Annotated in this window: 18 protein-coding genes; 7 read left to right on the top strand and 11 right to left on the bottom strand. The window is 73.2% G+C overall.

The genetic code is table 11. From position 1 onward, the window contains the following. Positions 1–10: 10 nt before the first annotated feature. Together arsB and ACVV2G_RS12085 are read right to left on the bottom strand one after the other, a co-directional pair. Entirely contained in the window at positions 11–1,123 is a 1,113-nt protein-coding gene (arsB, locus tag ACVV2G_RS12090) for an ACR3 family arsenite efflux transporter (RefSeq protein WP_453842663.1), read from the bottom strand. Further along, on the bottom strand, positions 1,120–1,428 hold the full coding sequence (locus tag ACVV2G_RS12085; RefSeq protein ID WP_453842662.1) for an ArsR/SmtB family transcription factor: 309 nt from the start codon (positions 1,426–1,428) through the stop codon (positions 1,120–1,122). The genes arsB and ACVV2G_RS12085 overlap by 4 nt, the downstream gene beginning before the upstream one ends. A gap of 94 nt (positions 1,429–1,522) precedes the next feature. Between ACVV2G_RS12085 and ACVV2G_RS12080 the strand changes: the two genes are divergently transcribed. Continuing rightward, positions 1,523–1,999 carry an arsenate reductase ArsC gene (locus ACVV2G_RS12080; protein ID WP_453842661.1) on the top strand — a complete coding sequence of 159 codons (477 nt, stop codon included), beginning with the start codon at positions 1,523–1,525 and terminating at the stop codon, positions 1,997–1,999. A 277-nt stretch (positions 2,000–2,276) separates the two neighbouring features. Here ACVV2G_RS12080 and ACVV2G_RS12075 read toward each other — a convergent pair whose 3' ends face one another. After that, positions 2,277–3,029: a helix-turn-helix domain-containing protein gene (locus ACVV2G_RS12075; protein ID WP_453842660.1), complete on the bottom strand. Its 753-nt coding sequence runs from the start codon at positions 3,027–3,029 to the stop codon at positions 2,277–2,279. Positions 3,030–3,194: 165 nt separating this feature from the next. Between ACVV2G_RS12075 and ACVV2G_RS12070 the strand changes: the two genes are divergently transcribed. Continuing rightward, positions 3,195–4,706: an alpha/beta hydrolase gene (locus ACVV2G_RS12070; protein ID WP_453842659.1), complete on the top strand. Its 1,512-nt coding sequence runs from the start codon at positions 3,195–3,197 to the stop codon at positions 4,704–4,706. A 72-nt stretch (positions 4,707–4,778) separates the two neighbouring features. On the opposite strand, the gene ACVV2G_RS12065 is transcribed toward ACVV2G_RS12070, so the two are convergent. After that, the gene (locus ACVV2G_RS12065) at positions 4,779–5,525 is read right to left on the bottom strand and encodes a TIGR03943 family putative permease subunit (RefSeq protein WP_453842658.1); all 747 of its coding nucleotides are present in this window, start codon (positions 5,523–5,525) and stop codon (positions 4,779–4,781) included. Then, positions 5,522–6,478, bottom strand: a complete 957-nt coding sequence (locus ACVV2G_RS12060; RefSeq protein ID WP_453842840.1) for a permease — start codon at positions 6,476–6,478, stop codon at positions 5,522–5,524. Before ACVV2G_RS12060 ends, ACVV2G_RS12065 begins: the two co-directional genes overlap by 4 nt. Before the next feature lie 384 nt (positions 6,479–6,862). On the opposite strand from ACVV2G_RS12060, the gene ACVV2G_RS12055 reads away from it, so the two are divergent. After that, positions 6,863–7,354 carry a Rieske (2Fe-2S) protein gene (locus tag ACVV2G_RS12055; RefSeq protein ID WP_453842657.1) on the top strand — a complete coding sequence of 164 codons (492 nt, stop codon included), beginning with the start codon at positions 6,863–6,865 and terminating at the stop codon, positions 7,352–7,354. Beyond that, a complete protein-coding gene (locus ACVV2G_RS12050) occupies positions 7,351–7,818 on the top strand; it encodes a pyridoxamine 5'-phosphate oxidase family protein (RefSeq protein WP_453842656.1) in 468 nt (155 codons plus the stop codon). Before ACVV2G_RS12055 ends, ACVV2G_RS12050 begins: the two co-directional genes overlap by 4 nt. Positions 7,819–8,080: 262 nt before the next feature. On the opposite strand, the gene ACVV2G_RS12045 is transcribed toward ACVV2G_RS12050, so the two are convergent. Further along, entirely contained in the window at positions 8,081–9,418 is a 1,338-nt protein-coding gene (locus ACVV2G_RS12045) for an aminotransferase class I/II-fold pyridoxal phosphate-dependent enzyme (protein WP_453842655.1), read from the bottom strand. Between the two features lie 35 nt (positions 9,419–9,453). On the opposite strand from ACVV2G_RS12045, the gene ACVV2G_RS12040 reads away from it, so the two are divergent. Continuing rightward, positions 9,454–10,140, top strand: coding sequence for a pyridoxamine 5'-phosphate oxidase family protein (locus ACVV2G_RS12040; protein WP_453842654.1), 687 nt, complete (start codon positions 9,454–9,456; stop codon positions 10,138–10,140). Positions 10,141–10,428: 288 nt separating this feature from the next. Here the strand turns inward: ACVV2G_RS12040 and ACVV2G_RS12035 are convergent, their stop codons facing one another. The 4 genes from ACVV2G_RS12035 to ACVV2G_RS12020 form a co-directional block, all read right to left on the bottom strand. Beyond that, positions 10,429–11,397, bottom strand: a complete 969-nt coding sequence (locus ACVV2G_RS12035) for a DMT family transporter (protein ID WP_453842653.1) — start codon at positions 11,395–11,397, stop codon at positions 10,429–10,431. Positions 11,398–11,585: 188 nt separating this feature from the next. Then, positions 11,586–12,590, bottom strand: coding sequence for an EamA family transporter (locus tag ACVV2G_RS12030; RefSeq protein WP_453842652.1), 1,005 nt, complete (start codon positions 12,588–12,590; stop codon positions 11,586–11,588). A 94-nt stretch (positions 12,591–12,684) separates the two neighbouring features. Next, entirely contained in the window at positions 12,685–13,224 is a 540-nt protein-coding gene (locus ACVV2G_RS12025; protein ID WP_453842651.1) for a Clp protease N-terminal domain-containing protein, read from the bottom strand. Between the two features lie 351 nt (positions 13,225–13,575). After that, on the bottom strand, positions 13,576–14,220 hold the full coding sequence (locus tag ACVV2G_RS12020; protein WP_453842650.1) for a PadR family transcriptional regulator: 645 nt from the start codon (positions 14,218–14,220) through the stop codon (positions 13,576–13,578). A 282-nt stretch (positions 14,221–14,502) separates the two neighbouring features. Here ACVV2G_RS12020 and ACVV2G_RS12015 point away from each other — a divergent pair, with 282 nt between their 5' ends. Continuing rightward, positions 14,503–15,075 carry a formylglycine-generating enzyme family protein gene (locus tag ACVV2G_RS12015; protein WP_453842649.1) on the top strand — a complete coding sequence of 191 codons (573 nt, stop codon included), beginning with the start codon at positions 14,503–14,505 and terminating at the stop codon, positions 15,073–15,075. A 235-nt stretch (positions 15,076–15,310) separates the two neighbouring features. Next, a complete protein-coding gene (locus tag ACVV2G_RS12010; protein ID WP_453842648.1) occupies positions 15,311–16,120 on the top strand; it encodes a PhzF family phenazine biosynthesis protein in 810 nt (269 codons plus the stop codon). Positions 16,121–16,167: 47 nt separating this feature from the next. On the opposite strand, the gene ACVV2G_RS12005 is transcribed toward ACVV2G_RS12010, so the two are convergent. Continuing rightward, entirely contained in the window at positions 16,168–16,995 is an 828-nt protein-coding gene (locus ACVV2G_RS12005) for a CPBP family intramembrane glutamic endopeptidase (protein ID WP_453842647.1), read from the bottom strand. Positions 16,996–16,999 lie beyond the last annotated feature (4 nt).

The raw sequence follows: 16,999 nt of genomic DNA, 5'->3' as shown, positions 1-16,999 counted from the left end.
GGTCCCTGCGTCACGGCGCCGTCGTCATCTCGCCGGCGGTGAACTTCCTGCGCCAGGCGAGCGCGACGTAAACCAGGCCGATCAGGACCGGGACTTCGATGAGCGGCCCGACGACGCCGGAGAGGGCCTGGCCGGAGGTGACGCCGAAGGTGGCGATGGCGACCGCGATGGCCAGCTCGAAGTTGTTGCCCGCCGCGGTGAAGGCCAGGGTGGTGGTGCGGTCGTACGCGAGCCCCAGGCCCTTGCCGAGAAGGAAGGTGCCGAAGAACATGACCGCGAAGTACACCAGCAGCGGAAGCGCGATCCGGGCCACGTCCAGCGGCTGGGAGGTGATGGTCCTGCCTTGCAGGGCGAAGAGGATGACGATCGTGAACAGCAGCCCGTACAGCGCCCACGGCCCGATCTTCGGCAGGAGGCGCTGCTCGTAGCCCTCGCGGCCCATCCTCCGCTCACCGATCCGGCGGGTCAGGAAGCCGGCGAGCAGCGGGACGCCGAGGAAGACGACCACGTTCAGGGCGATCTCCCCCGTCGAGATGTCCAGGTTCTCGCCGGCACCGAGGCCGAGCCAGCCGGGCAGCAGGTCGAGGTAGAACCAGCCCAGCAGACCGAACGCCAGGACCTGGAAGACCGAGTTCAGCGCGACGAGCACGGCCGCGGCCTCGCGGTCGCCGCAGGCGAGGTCGTTCCAGATGATGACCATGGCGATGCAGCGGGCCAGGCCGACGATGATTAGGCCGGTGCGGTACTCGGGGAGGTCCGGCAGGAAGATCCATGCCAGGGCGAACATCACCGCGGGCCCGAGGATCCAGTTGATGACCAGGGAGGAGATCATCAGCTTGCGGTCGCCGGTGACGGCGTCCAGCTTGTCGTAGCGGACCTTGGCCAGGACCGGGTACATCATGATCAGCAGGCCGAGCGCGATCGGCAGGGAGATCCCGCCGATCTCCACCTTCGCCAGCGCGTCGTTCAGTCCGGGGATCGCGCGCCCCAGCCCGAGGCCGACGGCCATGGCGAGGAGGATCCACACGGCGAGGTAGCGGTCGAGGGTGGAGAGCTTCTTGACGATCGAGTCGTCCCCGCCCCCGGTCGGAGCGGGGGCGGTGGTGGGCTCGGTGGAGGTCACGGGCAGGCCCTCTTGTTCTCGGCGGCGGTACGGGCGGAGGCGGCCAGGCCGGCGAACTGCTCGGACAGGCCGGCGAGGACCTCGGGCTTGAGCTTGTAGTAGGTGTAGCGGCCGCACGGCTCGGTCTCCACGATCCCGGCCTCGCGCAGCACCTTCATGTGGTTGGAGAGGTTGGTCTGCCTGGCTCCGGTCTCCTCGACCAGATGCGTCGTGCAGAGCGTCTCGCGCGCCAGCAGGGTCACGATCCGAAGGCGGAGCGGATCGCCGAGCACCCGCATCACATCAGGATCGACTGAAGTCAGCATGCGCTGATATTGTCACATCATCGCCCGCTGACACCAGTGGGCGCCGAAGCCATGGGCGGCCTATCGCGCCATGCGACGAGAGGGAACGATCACCATGGCCGACAAGCCGTCCGTCCTGTTCGTCTGCGTCCACAACGCCGGCCGCTCCCAGATGGCCGCCGCGTGGCTGACCCACCTGGCCGGAGACCGCGTCGAGGTCCGTTCCGCCGGCTCCGCCCCCGGTGACCGGGTCAACCCGGCCGCCGTCGAGGCCATGGCCGAGGTCGGCATCGACATCTCCCGCGAGTCGCCGAAGATCCTCACCGTCGACGCGGTCCGCGAGTCGGACGTCTGCATCACCATGGGCTGCGGCGACACCTGCCCCGTCTTCCCCGGCAAGCGCTACCTCGACTGGAAGCTGGAGGACCCGGCCGGCCAGGGCGTCGAGGCCGTCCGCCCCATCCGCGACGAGATCAAGAACCTGGTCGAGGGCCTCCTTGCCGAGATCGCCCCCGGGGAGGCCGGGGACGCCGGGGACGCCAGGACACCGGGGACACCGGGGACGCCGGGGACGCCGGGGACGCCGGCCTGAGCTGGACACGCGAGGTCGTCCTCATCGGCTCCGGCCCAGCCGGATGGACCGTCGCCCTCCGCACCGCCCCCGCCCGGCTCACCGGCGAACCCGGAGGCGAAGCGTCGGTGTGCGGTGCCGGTGAGGGTGAGGGTGCAGCAGGCCTCGCCTCACCGGCGAGTGCCGCACCTGCTCTCCTGTTCCCCGCTTCCCTGCTCTCCTGCTCCCCCGCTTCCCGGTGGTACGGCACTGCGCGGACTGCGGAGGTCCGGCGTGGTGGCCCCCGGGGACCGTCCCCTCATCCCCGGGTTTCGTTGTTCTCTCCCACCGTGCCGTCGTCCTCGGAGAGGATGGCGTGGACACGTCGCAGCACGTCGAGGTGGGCGCGGTTGTGGAACTCGACCAGCGCGTGCACGACGACCGACTCCGCGACTGCCGTTTCCCGGTGCGAGGACGACCCGAGATCGGCCAGACACGGGTGGTCCTCCTGCTGTCGGCGGACCTCGGGCACCATCCGTTCCGCCAGCCGCTGCCGCACGTCGTCGGGAGCGTCCTCCCCGAGCGCCGCGAATTCCGCGTCGAGGTCACCGCGGGGTCCCGAGAGCTGCTCTTGGAGGGCGGCCATCGCCACGGGTGTGAGGATGCTGGAGTAGGCCAGCAGCAGGGACCGCTGGGCCTCGGGCAGGTCGTCGGCGAGCGTCCTGAAGTCCGGGGGCATGTCGAGCGCGGCCCGGTTCTCCATGACGGCCGCCAGTTCCCGCCGCATCCGCTGCCGGCGTTCGATGTCCGCCGCGAGTTCGGCGTCCAGATCCCTGAGGATCCGCCGCGCCCTCTCGTCGCCGTTCTCGACCGAGGGGACGTCCGCGAGGGCCACACCGAGGTCGGTCAGTCTGCGGATGCGCAGCAGGCGGACCAGATGGCCGACGCCGTACCGCTTGTAGCCGTTGGACGCCCGTTCCGGCTCCTCCAGCAGGCCGATCTCGTGGTAATGCCGGACGGTCTTGGTCGTCGTGCCCGCGAGTTCGGCGAGCTGACGCGTACTCCACCCCACCAGGAGCCCCTTCTCCGGGAACGTGCCCTGCGGCCATTCAAGACCCTGCCCCCGGGGCACGGTCAACCGCGGCCCGTTCCGCGCCGGTCGCGGTTGACCGTGCCCCTAGGGCAGGGGGTGTGGTGGTGGCGACCACGACCGTGAACCACCATCCGGAGACTGGACATGAAACGACAGCGCAGTGCCGGCCAGAGCCTGGCCGTCTTGGTGGTCCTCGGCCTGGGCGGCTCGCTGGCCACCGTGCCCGCCGCCGCCGAGGAGCCGAGGACGCCGCAGGTGGAGTGGGGCCGGTGCCCCGACGACGTCGTGGCCGAAGCCGCTCCGACCGAACTGCGGTGCGCCACCGTGCCCGTGCCGCTGGACTACGCCGACCCGGAGGGCGAGCAGATCGACCTCACCGTCTCCCGGTTGGCCGCCGCCGACCCGGACAAGAGGCGCGGTGTCCTCATGCTCAACCCGGGCGGCCCCGGCGGATCCGGGCTGACGCTGTCCGCGCTGCTGGTGGCGCAGGGCCTGCCCGGCAGCGTCACCGACCGCTACGACCTGATCGGCATGGACACGCGCGGGGTCGGTCATTCCACACCGGTCAGCTGCGGCTTCACCCAGGACAGTCCCTACTACGCCAACATCCCGCCCTACGCGGTCGACGACGCCGCGGTCACCGCGCAGGCGCAGGTCGCCGAGCAGGCGGCCGGGCAGTGCGCGGGCAACGACCCCGACGGCCGGCTGCGCCACCTCACCACCGCGAACACCGCGCGCGACCTGGACCGGATCCGGGCCGCGCTCGGCGAGGAGAGGACCAGCTACCTGGGCTACTCCTACGGCACGGCACTCGGCGCCGCCTACGCGTCGATGTTCCCCGAGCGCGCCGACCGGATCGTGCTCGACAGCAACATCGGAGACACCCACCTCGACCGCGACGGCATGCGCCGCTACGCCCTCGGCATGGAACAGACCCTGCCGGACTTCGCGGAATGGGCCGCCCGCCGGCACGACAGCTACGGCCTGGGCCGCACACCCCGACAGGTCCGGGCGTCCTACCTCACGATCGCCGGCCGGCTCGACGACGCTCCGGTCGCGGGGATCGACGGCAGCCTCTTCCGGCTCCTGACGTTCGGCCACCTGTTCAAGCAGGCGCAGTACCCCACGCTGGCACAGACCTGGCAGGCGCTGCACGACGGCGACACGGCGGCGGCCCGCGGCCTGGCGACCGCCCGGGAGGAAACGGCGGACGGGGCGCTGTCGCCGAACGACAACGCGCTGACCGTGTTCCTCTCCGTCACCTGCAACGACGTCGAGTGGCCCGAGGACGTCACCACCTACCGGCGGGGCGTCGCCGAGGACCGCGAGCGCTACCCGCTGTTCGGAGCCGCCACCGCCAACATCACACCGTGTGCCTTCTGGCCGTACGCCCCCGCCGAGGCACCGGTGGAGGTCGACGCCGAAGGCCCGCGCAACGTTCTGCTCCTGCAGAACCGGCGAGACGCGTCGACCCCGCACCGGGGCGGGAAGATGCTGCGCGAGAAGTTCGGCGACCGGGCCCGGCTGGTCAGCGTCGACGACAGCGGGCACGGCGTCTACGTCCTGGGCGACAACTCCTGCGCGCTGAACACCGCGACGCGCTACCTCGTCGAGGGCGAGATGCCCGCGGAGGACGTGTTCTGCCGCGCGGACTGACTGCCCGCCCCGCAGGCGACGGGCCCCGGCCCGGCGACCCTGTCCGACCTGTCGCGCCGCCGCCTCGCGGGGCTACCGCCTCTCGTACGGATTCTCGGGCTGTTCGACGTGTACGACGTCGGTGGCGGCCAGCACGGGCGGCCACGCCTCCTCGGAGCCGAGTGCGCCTTCCGGTACCCAGGTGCCGGTGACGTCCACCCAGCTGTCGACGGCCGGCGCGTCGGCGCCACGGATCTCGACCTTGTCCGCCTGCGCGTCGGCGGCGCAGCAGGCGATGAGAAGCCTGGTCAGGTACCAGGTGCCGTCCTCGTCCTGCGTGACGAACCCGGTCATCCGGATCGTGCGGCCCCGCATCGAACGTCCGCTGTCGTAGACGGCACGGGAGGTGAACTGGTGGAGAGAGAGCTCGACCGGGTCGTTCTCGGGCAGGGCGGGGAACGTGCCGATGCCCTGAGCGGCGTCCGTGACCGCCTCCCGGCCGGCGCTGTACGAGCCCAGGGCCGGGGGCGGGAAGAGCAGCAGGGCCAGCGCGGGGACGACGAGCAGCCAGGCGACACGGGGACCGTGGGCATGGGGGTGGGGGTGGGGGTGGGGGTGGGAGCGATCGTGCGCGTGCTCGGGCTCCCTCTCGTCAGGGCGCGTCCTGCCCGCGGCGACCGCGCTCACGACTCCCAGCACCAGCAGCAGCGCACCCGACGCGACCAGGTAGGGCCGCAGCGCTTGCTGCACGTACCTCAGGTACAGCTCGCTGAACAGCGAGATGCGCAGCACCGCACCGCCGCACAGCACCAGTACCAGCGCCGGACCGTACCGCCTCACAGCAACCACCACCCCACGAGCACGCTGCTCGTCACCGCGACCACCCACGTGGCCGCCGAGAACCGCACCGCGAAGGCCCGCCCGAAGGTCCCAGCCTGCAACGCGATGAGTTTCAGGTCCACCATCGGCCCGACGACCATGAACGCCAGCAGTGCCGTCGGCGGGAAGCCGGTCAGCGAAGCGGCCACGAACGCGTCGGCCTCGCTGCACACGCACAGGACCACCGCCAGGACCGCCAGCAGCAGCACCGCGAGCCACGCCGACCCGGTGAACGCGTCCAGTACCGACCGGGGCACGGCGATGTTGAAGGTCGCCGCGGCCGCGGCCCCGACGACCAGGAAACCGCCCGCGTGCAGGAAGTCGTGCTGCAGCCCGGCCCGGAAGGTCTGCCCGCGCGATTCGGGCGACGTGGACGCCGCGCGCGCCTTGGGCAGTCGCAGCCACTCCTCGCGCCCGAACCGCGCCCACAGCCAGCCCATGACGACGGCGGTGGCGAGCGAGGCGACGAGGCGGGCCAGCACCAGGTCCGGGTTGCCGGGGAAGGCGATGGAGGTGGCCACCAGCACCACCGGGTTGATGGCGGGGGCCGAGAGGAGGAAGGCGAGCGCGGCGGCCGGGGCCACCCCGCGCTTCATCAGGCTCCCGGCCACCGGCACGGACGCGCACTCGCACCCCGGCAGTACGACACCGGCGGCCCCCGCGAGGGGAACGGCCAGCGCCGGACTGCGCGGCAGCAGCCGGCCGAAGACGCGCTCGGGCACCAGGGCTCCGATGGCCGCCGACACCAGCGTGCCGAGCACCAGGAAGGGAATCCCCTGCACGACCACGGCCGTGAACACCGTCCACCAGGCGGCCACCGGCGGGGTGTAGAGATCGAGGGCGAGCAGCGGCGCGAGAACCGAGGCGACCGTGACGATCACGAGGAGCGCACTGCCACCCACCACCACGTACATGAGGGTGCGCACGACCAGCCGCACCGTGTCAGCGGCCGAACCTCGTCGGTCCTCCGCGCGTTCCTGGATCTCCACGCCCCTCGTTCTCCACCCTCGTCGTCCGGGCCACCTTACGGCCGGCCCCGCGGCCGGCGTGCACCCGCACCCGGCCGAGCGGACGATCAGGCACCGCGGGTCTCGCACGGGGAGGAAGAGCGCGCGGACCAGCGCGTTTCCGGGAGGGCGGGCGGTGGGCGCGCCCGGTCGACAGCGAATCGACAGCCGTAACTTACGCCCTTCCGACCGCCGACCCGAGAGCATCTCGGCACGGTCTGAACAGCATGTGCCCCGGGGCCGTACCTCTCGGCAGATCATCACGCATCCACCCCGGAAGGGAACCCCAGCATGACCAGCGCATCGTTTCACCCCGCAGCGGGACCGGCACGTCGTACCGTCATGGCGGCGGCCGGAGCGGCCGGGCTCGCCGTCGCGCTGACCGCGTGCGGAGGATCCGACGACGACGCGTCGGGTGACACCGGCGCCGCTCCGTCGGCGCCCTCTGCGGAGTCGGCGGACGGCGGCGCCTCGGGCGGCGGCGACCAGGCCGGTACCGCGCTCGCGGCGACCGCGGACATCCCCGAGGGCGGCGGAAAGGTCTTCGCCGACCAGAAGGTGGTGGTCACCCAGCCCGCGGCGGGCGAGTTCAAGGCGTTCTCCGCCACCTGCACCCACCAGGGGTGTGCCGTGAAGAGCGTGGCCGACGGTGTCATCAACTGCCCCTGCCACGACAGCAACTTCTCGATCACCGACGGCAGTGTGCAGAGCGGTCCCGCTCGCAAGCCGCTGCCCGCGGTGCAGATCACGGTCAGCGGGGACTCGATCCAGTTGGCCGGATGACCGTGGCTCAGCGCCGGGGCCGGAAGATCATGATGACGCCCGGTGAGCTGGACGTGTTCCTCACCACCCAGCGCACCTGCCGGGTCGCCACGGTCTCGGCCGACGGCTCCCCGCACGTGAGCACGCTCTGGTTCGCCTGGGACGGTTCCGCGATCTGGCTGTACTCGGTCGTGCGCAGCCGGCGCTGGGCGGATCTCCGGCGCGACCCCCGGCTGGCCGTCGTGGTCGACACCGGCGAGGAGTACGACGAGTTGCGGGGTGCGGAGCTGTCCGGCCGGGTGGAGTTCGTGGGCGAGGCACCACGCACGGGTGAGCTGTGCGCCGAACTCGACCTTCCGGAGACCCTCTTCGCCCGCAAGAACTTCGGGCTCGACGAGATACCGCACGACGGCCGCCACGCCTGGCTGCGGCTGACGCCCGAGAAGACCGTCTCCTGGGACTTCCGCAAGCTGGCGTCGCGATAGGGCGGGGAGACTTCCCGCACGGGGCCCGCCGGGGAGAGCCCGGGCCCCACCCGACGGGCAGGCACCACCCACGCCCCGGCGAACGGGCAGCATGCGAGGCCCGGCGGACGCGCAGCACAAGGCCCCGAACGGACCGCACGCGGCGCCCGGCCGACAGACCGCACGCGAGGCCCCCCGAAGGGACCGCACGCGGCGTCCGGCGGGCGGGCGGCGCGGAGCGGCGAGCGGTCCGCCCCGGCCCGCGGCCCTCGGGACGAGTCCCTCACACGTAGCCCCGCAACCGGCCCATCCCGGCGACCGCCGCCCCCGCGACCGCGTCCGCCAGCGGTCCGACGTCGCCCTCGGCCAGCGTCGAGACGGTGATCCGGACGCCGGGCGGGGCGGTGATCCGGAAGCGGGCGCCGGGCGCCACGGCCCAGCCGGCGTGCAGCAGCCGGGCGACGGCGCCGGTCTCGTCCGGTACCGGGACCCACACGTTCATACCGCTGCGCCCGTACGCGGTGATCCCGCGTTCCGCGAGCGCGCCGAGCAGAGCGTCCCGGCGCCGCCCGTACGCCGCCGCCACCGCGTGCGGGTCCACCGCGCCGTCCGCCCACAGCCGGGCCACGGCCCGCTGGGTGACGCGGCTGACCCAGCCCGGGCCCAGCAGCTGCCGGCCGCGCACCCGGTCGAGCGTGACGGCGTCCCCGGTGAACACGGCGAGGCGCAGGTCGGGGCCGTAGGCCTTGGCGGCGGAGCGGACGAAGGCCCAGTGGTCCGTCGTACCGGCGAGGGGGTGCAGGGGCAGGTCGACGATGCGGTGGCCGTGATCGTCCTCGATCAGCAGCGTCCGGGGGTGCGCGCGCAGCACGGCCCGGAGGGCACGCGCGCGCGGGGCGCTCACCGCGGCGCCCGTCGGGTTCTGCGCGCGGTCCGTGACGACCAGGGCGCGGGCGCCGGCCGCGAGCACCCGGCGCACGTCGTCGGGCAGCGGACCCTCGTCGTCGACACCGACGGCGACCGTGCGCAGACCGAGCGCGGGGACGAGGTCGAGGAGGCTGCCCCAGCCCGGATCCTCGACGGCGACGGCGTCGCCCGGCCTGAGGTGGGTCGCGAGCACCCGTTCCATGGCGTCCAGCGAGCCGGACGTGACGGCCAGGGGCCCGTCCGGCACCCCGTCGGCGTCCAGTTCGGCCCGAGCCAGGCGCAGCAGCTCCGGCTCCACCGGCGCGTGCCCGTACAGCACCGGCTCCCGGTCCCCCTGCTCGGCCGCGGCGGCGAACACCGGGCCGAGGGCGGGCAGCAGCGCCGGGTCAGGGTTGCCGTCGGACACGTCGCGCACCCCCTCCGGCACCTCGACCCGGATGAACTCGCGCCCGGTGGTGGCGGGTTGCGCGCGCACCCGGCTGCCCCGGCGCCCGGCCGTCTCGATGACCCCGCGCTCGCGCAGGGTGCGGTAGGCGGCGGCGACGGTGTTCGGGTTCACCCCGAGCCGCTCCGCCAACTCCCGCATCGGCGGAAGCGGTTGCCCCGGCTCCAGCTCGCCCGCACCCACCGCACGCTCGATGCTCGCGGAAATCTCCGCTGCGCCCCGCCCGGTGAACCGATACTCTCCTAGCACAAATCAGATTATGCACTAGTACAATGGAGAACGCCATGCAGGGGACCAGGCAGACGCCGTCGCAGCCCGCCACCGCCTACCGGCCCACCGACCGCACCGTCCCCACCCGCTCCGCCGACCGGGCGTCCTACGACAAGGAGCTGGTGCACTCGATACTCGACGAGGGCTACGTCTGCCATCTCGGCTTCGTCCGGGACGGCGCCCCGGTGGTGCTGCCGACGCTCTACGGCAGGGTCGGTGAGCGCCTCTACGTGCACGGCTCGACGGGCTCCCGCCCGCTGCGGATGACCGGCGCGGCCGGCCCGGGCCTGGCCGTGTGCCTGACGGTGACCCATGTGGACGCGCTGGTGCTGGCCCGCTCGGCCTTCCACCACTCGGTCAACTACCGGTCGGTGGTCGTGCACGGCACCGCGTACGACGTGACGGACCCCCAGGAGAAGCGCACGGCCCTGGACTCCCTGGTCGACCACGTCGTCCCCGGCCGCTCCCGCGACTCCCGGCCGGCCAACCGGAAGGAGCTGGCCGCCACCGCCGTGATCCGCCTCGACCTGGACGAGGTCTCCGCCAAGCTCCGCACCGGCGGCGTGAACGACGAACCCGAGGACCTCGCCCTCCCCCACTGGGCCGGTCTCCTCCCGCTGCGCAAGGGATACGACACCCCGGTCGCCGACCCGGACCTGGCCTCCGGCACCGGGCTGCCCGGCTACCTGCCGGCCCCGTGACGCCGGCCCGCCCCTGAAACACGCCGCAGGAGGTCGCCGGGGCGGCGGTGGGTCACCTGCGCCCGGGGACGGTGGTGGCTTTCTCACGCCCCGGGGCAGGAGTGGCTCCCAGCGCCGGGGGGCGGTGGGTCTCCGGGTACGGCCTCGGCCTCGGCTACGGCTACGGCTACGGCTACGGCTACGGCTACGGCTACGGCTGGACGGAATCGGTCCGCCGCGGGAGAAGGGGCCTCTCCCGACGAGGCCCCGGCGGTCACGCCGGCCGCTCCCTCCCGGAGACCTCCGCGATCACGCCGGCGCCGGTCGTGTCCGCGTCCGCCTCGCCTCCTTCGCCGCCCTCGCCTCCGCCACCGCGAGCCCGGCGACCGAGCCGAGCATCAACAGGGTGCCGGCCAGGGTCGCCGCGGTGAGGCGCTCGCCCAGGAGAAGCACGGCGAGTGCCGCCGCGCCGACCGGTTCGAGGAGCATGATCACGGAGACGGTGGCAGACCGGACGACGGCCGCCCCGGCGAAGTAGAGCCCGTAGGCGAGCGCGGTCGGGACGGCCGCGACGTACACCAGGAGCCACAGGAGCCGGGCCGGTTCGGCGGTGTACGGCACCAGCCCCTCGGCCAGGGCGAAGGGCAGCAGGCACAGGCTCGTGACGGCGAACGCGCCGACGGACGTGCTCGCGGCGTCCGCCCCGCCGCCCCGTCCCCACCAGCGGGTGAGCAGGGTCATCGCCGAATACCCGGCTGCGGACAGCAGGGCGAGGAGCACGCCCGGCAGGCGGACGGTCGTACCGCCCCCGCCCCCGCCGAGGACGAGCACCGCGAGCCCGGCGAGCGCGCCGGCCACGGCGGCGGCTCCGCCCCGTCCGAGCCGCTCCCCCAGGACGAGGCGCGCGCCGAGCGCGATCAGTACCGGGCCGGCGCCGAGCGTGACGACGGTGGCCACCGCGAGGCCGGTGGACCGGACCGCGGCGAAGTAGGCGGTCTGGAACACCGCGAGGCCGAGGCCGGTGACGAGAGCCCGCAGCGCCGTACGGGCGAACGGCTCGCGCACGGCGGCGCGCCCCCGGCACGGCCGCAGCGGACGGGCGGCGAGCAGCAGGACGAGACCGAGGGCACAGCGCCAGAACGACAGGGCGACGGGCCCCATGTCGCTGGCCAGGTAGACCAGCGAGGCGGCGGCCCCGGCGGTGCCCCAGGCGACACCGGCGACGATCAGATACAGGAGGCCACGCCCGACGGGCAGGCCGATGACGGCATTCGACACGAGTTCTCTCCGCAGACGCGCACGGGGCGCGGGAGTTCGAGGCGGCCCCGGAACGGCCGGGGGCGCGGGGACTGCGTCTGCGGGCAGCACCGTCCGGCCCGGCGGCAGCGCGCCGGGCCGACTCCGGAAGCCCGCCTCAGGCGGCCGGAGGCGGAAGGACGAGTGCGTCGGAATGCATGATCGGCACCCTAGGCCGCCGTCCCCCGGCCGGACAACTCCCTTTCGGGTCCGCCGCTCGTCAGGGGGCCGTCGGAGCCCTTCGCGGGCGTGGACGACTGGGCAACGAAGGCGCCGACCAGGACCACGACGCCGCCGGCGATCTGCGGGGCGGAGAGGTGCTCGCCGAGCAGCACCCAGGCCAGGACGGTCGCGACGACCGCCTCGAGGCACGCCACCACGCCCGCGACCTGCGGCGAGAGACGGCGTACGGCGACGACGCCGGTGACGTAGGCGAGGACCGTGGCGATGAAGACGATCCAGGCCAGCAGCAGGGCGGCGGCGACCGGGGTGCCGTTCATCGGCGCGGCGCCGGCGAGTACGGACCAGTCCATGGTCCAGGGGCGGGCGAGGACGGTGAGCACCGCAGCTCCGACGAGCAGGCCGTAGGCGATGACGCCGAGCGGGTCGGGCGCCTCGTCACCGGCGTCGCCGCCCTGGTCGGACAGGACGAAGTAGCCGACCTGGCAGCAGGCGGCCCCGAGGGCGAGGAGCAGCCCGAGGGCGTCGAAGCCCAGTCCGGACCAGATCTCCACGACGCAGGCGAGTCCGCCGACCGCGAGGACCACGCCGAGCGCCGCAGCCCGCGTCACCGGCCGGCGCTGCACGAACCGCACCCAGCCGAGCACCAGGGCTGGGGCCAGGTACTCGACGAGCAGCGCGACGCCCACGGGAATGCGCGAGATGGAGGCGAAATAGCAGGCCTGGACACCGGCCACGGCGAGCAGCCCGAATCCGGCGAGCAGCCCGGGACGGCGGCGCGGCAGCGCACGGTGGCGCACGGCGAGCGGCAGCATCACCAGGGCCGCGCCGGCCACGCGGAGCCAGACCACGTGGAGCGGGTCGAGTCCCGCCTCGATCAGTGGCTTGGCCGCGACCCCGGATCCGCCGAAGGCGACCGCGGACGCGAGCGCCAGGCCGAGCCCCGCGCCCTTCCCGCCACTGCCGTGAGCGCTGTCAGACGTATGCACCGGCACATGATGACAGCGGACGACATGACCGTCACCCCCAATGACTCCTGTCTCACCGACTGGACGTGCACGCCCGCCGGGCGCGGCCGGGGCCGATGCCTCAGGGCGCGGCCTCGAAGTGGTTCTCGGCGCGGGCGAGCACCGCGCACGGCTCGACGGCGGCGCGGCCGAGCACCTCGACGGCCCGCGTCCGCGGATCGGCGACGAGGGCGGCGAGCAGGTCGACACCGCCGGCCCGGTCCGCGCCGCGTCGGGCGGCGCGTGCGCAGGCGTCCGCCATGACCGCGGACGCCAGTGGTGAGAATCCCGCGACCCCGGTCACGTGGGGCAGGGCGCCGGAGTCCTCCACGGTGCCCTGCCAGCGCAGGCCGTAGCCGATGCTGCGCTGCACGAGGTAACCGAGGAGCCGGGCGAGCTGCGGGCCCTCGCCGAGGAGGGCGCGGGCCTCGGGGTCGTACTCCAGGAGGGAGTGCAGCAGGTGGGCCGTGTCGATCTGCCGGTCCCCGTCCCGCACCGCTCGGCGGCGGGCGCCGGAGACCACCGAGGCCAGTTCCGCGCCGAACCGGGCGCCGGCGTCGGTGCCGTCCGGGCGTCGGCCGCCTTGCTCGCCGGCCGACTGCCGGGGGGTACGGGATTGCACGTCCTCAGCTCATCAGCCCCGGGCGAGCGGGTCATCCCCGAGAGGAAGCATTTCGGCGTCCCACGCGAAGTGGACCCGGCCGGTCGTCATCTCCTCCTTGCGGAGGAGATCAGGTCGTTTCGCCCCGCCCCGCGCCCGCCGCCCTGCCGTGCGCCCCGGTGCCGACAGGCGCAGTGCCGACAGGCGCGATGCCGACAGGCGCGATGCCGACAGGGCGAGAGCGCCCTTCCTCGCGGGCGGGCGGGACACCTTCGACGCGGGGTGACGCGGCGGGCCGGCCGGGTGCGCCCGCACGCGAAGGTGCCCCGCGGAACACTCCGCGAGGCACCTCGTCCTGGTGGCCGTACCCCGTCAGTCCTCGTCGGCGAGGATCAGGTACAGCTTCTTGCGGGCGTCGCCGATGACGGCGAGCGCCTTCTCCCGCTGCTCCTTGCTGCCGGTCTTCCAGACCTGACCGAAGGCCTCCATCAGTCCGAAGCCGGCCTGCCGGATGTCGTTCAGGGCCTCCCAGTCGACGCCCCGCGAGGCCTCCTCCCAGGGGGCTTCGGGGCCTTCCTCGGCTGCGGTGCGGCCCGCCTCGGTGAGCGCGAAGAGCTTCTTGCCGCCCTCGCTCTCGCTGGCGATCAGGCCCTCGTCCTCCAGCAGCTGGAGGGTGGGGTACACCGAACCCGGGCTGGGCTTCCACGCCCCACCGCTGCGCTCGGCGATCTCCTGGATCATCTCGTAGCCGTGCATCGGGCGGTCCTTCAGGAGCGCCAGTATCGACGCCCGGACGTCACCGCGCCGCGCCCTTCCCCTGGGTCCGCCACGTCCTCGGCCACCCCAGGGCCCGCCGTGGCCGAAGCCGGGCCCGAAGGGGCCGCCGGGACCACCGGGGCCGCCCGGCCCGAAGGGGCCGAAGGCCGCACGCCGGCCGTCGAAGCCGCCGCGGCCGGAGGGGCCGCCCTCTCCGCGGCCGCGCCCACCATGTCCACGCTCGTATCCGTGGGTACGCATCTCCATCACTCCATTCGATCTTGCTCTCTCGAACATGCATCACGCACGATCACGTATCGCTCGCGATGCCTCAACGATATATCGGAACCTATCGAACGGCAAGTGCCGACCTGGGGACGCGTGTGACCTGTGCCGGTGGCCCCTGATCGATTGCCACTGAAGGGTGATCGATGGCTGTCTGCGTCAGTGGAGGGTGACGACTTACGGATCCGCGCCCCCCAAGGACAACCGTTGGCGGCTGCGTCGTCTCGCGCCGGCAGGTCTCGTTAGGATCGCCTCAGCATGGACGTGATGACGGGGAGCGAGATGATCGCCATCCCACCGGGGCAGGTGACGCTGTCGGACCGGCGGACTCACCGCAGTTGGTCGGTCGACCTCGCGCCCTACCAACTCGCGGCATCCCCGGTCACCCAGGCGTTGTACACACGGATCACGGGCCGGCAGCCGAGTACCACCCCTGGGAACCGGTTGCCCGTCGAGTGCGTCTCCTGGTGGGACGCGGTGCGGTTCTGCAACGCCCTGTCCCAGTGCACCGGCCTCACGCCCGCGTACCACTTCCGCGCCGAGGCCGAAGACATCGAGTGGGACGCGTCCGCCGACGGGTACCGCCTGCCGACCGAAGCCGAGTGGGAGCACGCCTGCCGCGCCGGGACGACCGGGCCGCGCTACGGGGATCTCGACCAGATCGGCTGGTACCGCGGCAACTCGCACGAGCGCCTCCACGAGGTGGGCGGCAAACTCCCCAACGCGTGGGGGCTTCACGACATCTCACCAAAGCATCGCCTCAGCAAAGCATCGCCTCAGCACCGCCTCGCGTTGGCGGTCTGCCGTCCGACGGCGACGCTGGGAGCATGATCAACCTACGGCGACACAAACGGCATGAATGGCATAACCGGCATGAACCAGCGTCGGTCATCCCCCAGTAGCCATCGGTCAGCGATCACTGGCGCAGGTCAGCGCGACGGTCGTCACCTCCCTGGCGCAGGAGCCCGTACGCTCCCCGGCATCGCGGCCCGGCCGTGCGGAACCCGGTCCACCCGTCGTGGATTGGCCTTGGCCGGGTTCACCGTGGAGCGTCTAGCGTCGCGGCATGCGCATCCGAATCGTCGACGCCTTCACCGACCGGCCCTTCGCCGGCAACCCCGCCGGAGTCGTGCTCCTCGACGCCTTCCCGGACGACGACCGGCTCCAGAAGGTGGCCATGGAGGTCAATCACGCCGAGACGGCGTTCGCCCACCGCCTGCCCGCGGGCGGCGGTGCCGACTGGGCGCTGCGATGGTTCACGCCGGTCACCGAGGTCGCCCTGTGCGGCCACGCGACGCTGGCCACGGCCCACGTCCTGCACACCACCGGCGCCCACCAGGGACCGGTGCGCTTCGCCACCCGCAGCGGCGTCCTGGTCGCGACGCCCCGCGAGGACGGCTCGGTCACCCTGGACTTCCCGACCGCGCCGCTCACCCCCGTCGAGGCGCCGGCGGGCGTCGCCGAGGCCCTGGGCGCCGAGCCCCGCGCGGTCCTGGACACGGGGCCGAACCTCGGGGACCTGCTGGTCGAGGTCGCCGACGAAAGGACCGTCCACGGTCTGGCCCCGGACCACAAGGCGCTGGCCGCCCACTCCGAGCGCGGCATCATCGCCACCGCCCGGGCGGACGACCCGGCGGGCGGCTACGACTACGTCTCGCGCTGCTTCTTCCCGAACGTGGGCATCGACGAGGACCCGGTCACCGGCAGCGCGCACACGGCCCTCGCGCCCTTCTGGTCCGAGCGCCTCGGACGCCCCGGCCTCACCGGACTCCAGGCCTCGCCCCGCTCCGGTCGCGTCCGCACGGAGCTGCGCGGTGAGCGCACGCTGCTGAGCGGGCGCGCGGTGACGGTGATCGAGGGCGAGCTGCTGGTCTAGCAGCCTGGAGGGAAGGCGCGGCGAGAACCTCGCGCGGCCCTCCCCCGTCAGGCCGTCGGCAGCCAGTCCACCTTCCCGGCCAGCAGCGCGTAGCCCACGAAGGCACCGATGTCGAGCAGGGCGTGCGCCACCACCAGCGGGCCCACCCGCCCCCACCGGCGGTACAGGTACACGAAGACGACGCCCATCACCATGTTGCCGATGAAGCCGCCGATGCCCTGGTAGAGGTGGTACGAGCCGCGCAGCACCGAACCGGCCGCCAGGGACGCGCCCGGGCTCCAGCCGAGCTGGTCGAGCCGGCGCAGCAGGTAGCCGACGACGATGACCTCCTCCAGGACGGAGTTCTGGATCGCCGAGAGGATCAGTACGGGGTACTTCCACCACACGTCCGGCAGCGCCTCGGGCACCACGGTGAGATTGAAGCCGAGGCCCCGGGCGGCCAGGTAGAAGGCGATGCCCGTGCTGCCGATCACCGCCGCGACGACCGCCCCGCGGGCCAGGTCAGGCCACGGACGGGTGCGGTCGAAGCCGAGCGTGCGCAGGCCGCGCCCCTCACGCAGCAGGAAGTGCGCGACGAGGGCGACCGGTACGAGCGCCGTGGTGATCCCGAAGAGCTGCCAGGCCAGATCCAGCCAGGGACGGCCGGGCGCGGCGGAGGCGTTGAGCGTGGCCGCCTGGTCCTTGAGCCCGCCGGGGCGGGTGACCGAGCCGGTGAAGCTGATGAGGGCCGACACGCCGCTGGCGCCGAGCGACAGGGCCAGGACGAGCAGTGTCTCGTCACGGAGCGTCCGCCGGGAGAGCCGGTCCCGGGGAACCGGCTCTCCGTGAAGTGGCTTGTGAGGGAACGAATCGTCCACCGGGCCCGCCTCCGCCATGCGC

Source organism: Streptomyces sp. JK94, from assembly GCF_053613315.1.
This window is presented reverse-complemented; position numbering and strand designations above follow the sequence as displayed.

Bases quoted from the DNA above. Each gene is read 5' to 3' on its own strand.
- ACVV2G_RS12085 (WP_453842662.1), bottom strand. From the start codon at position 1,428: ATGCTGACTTCAGTCGATCCTGATGTGATGCGGGTGCTCGGCGATCCG.
- ACVV2G_RS12080 (WP_453842661.1), top strand. From the start codon at position 1,523: ATGGCCGACAAGCCGTCCGTCCTGTTCGTCTGCGTCCACAACGCCGGC.
- ACVV2G_RS12070 (WP_453842659.1), top strand. From the start codon at position 3,195: ATGAAACGACAGCGCAGTGCCGGCCAGAGCCTGGCCGTCTTGGTGGTC.
- ACVV2G_RS12060 (WP_453842840.1), bottom strand. From the start codon at position 6,478: ATGTACGTGGTGGTGGGTGGCAGTGCGCTCCTCGTGATCGTCACGGTC.
- ACVV2G_RS12055 (WP_453842657.1), top strand. From the start codon at position 6,863: ATGACCAGCGCATCGTTTCACCCCGCAGCGGGACCGGCACGTCGTACC.
- ACVV2G_RS12050 (WP_453842656.1), top strand. From the start codon at position 7,351: ATGACCGTGGCTCAGCGCCGGGGCCGGAAGATCATGATGACGCCCGGT.
- ACVV2G_RS12040 (WP_453842654.1), top strand. From the start codon at position 9,454: ATGCAGGGGACCAGGCAGACGCCGTCGCAGCCCGCCACCGCCTACCGG.
- ACVV2G_RS12020 (WP_453842650.1), bottom strand. From the start codon at position 14,220: ATGCGTACCCACGGATACGAGCGTGGACATGGTGGGCGCGGCCGCGGA.
- ACVV2G_RS12015 (WP_453842649.1), top strand. From the start codon at position 14,503: ATGGACGTGATGACGGGGAGCGAGATGATCGCCATCCCACCGGGGCAG.
- ACVV2G_RS12010 (WP_453842648.1), top strand. From the start codon at position 15,311: ATGCGCATCCGAATCGTCGACGCCTTCACCGACCGGCCCTTCGCCGGC.
- ACVV2G_RS12005 (WP_453842647.1), bottom strand. From the start codon at position 16,995: ATGGCGGAGGCGGGCCCGGTGGACGATTCGTTCCCTCACAAGCCACTT.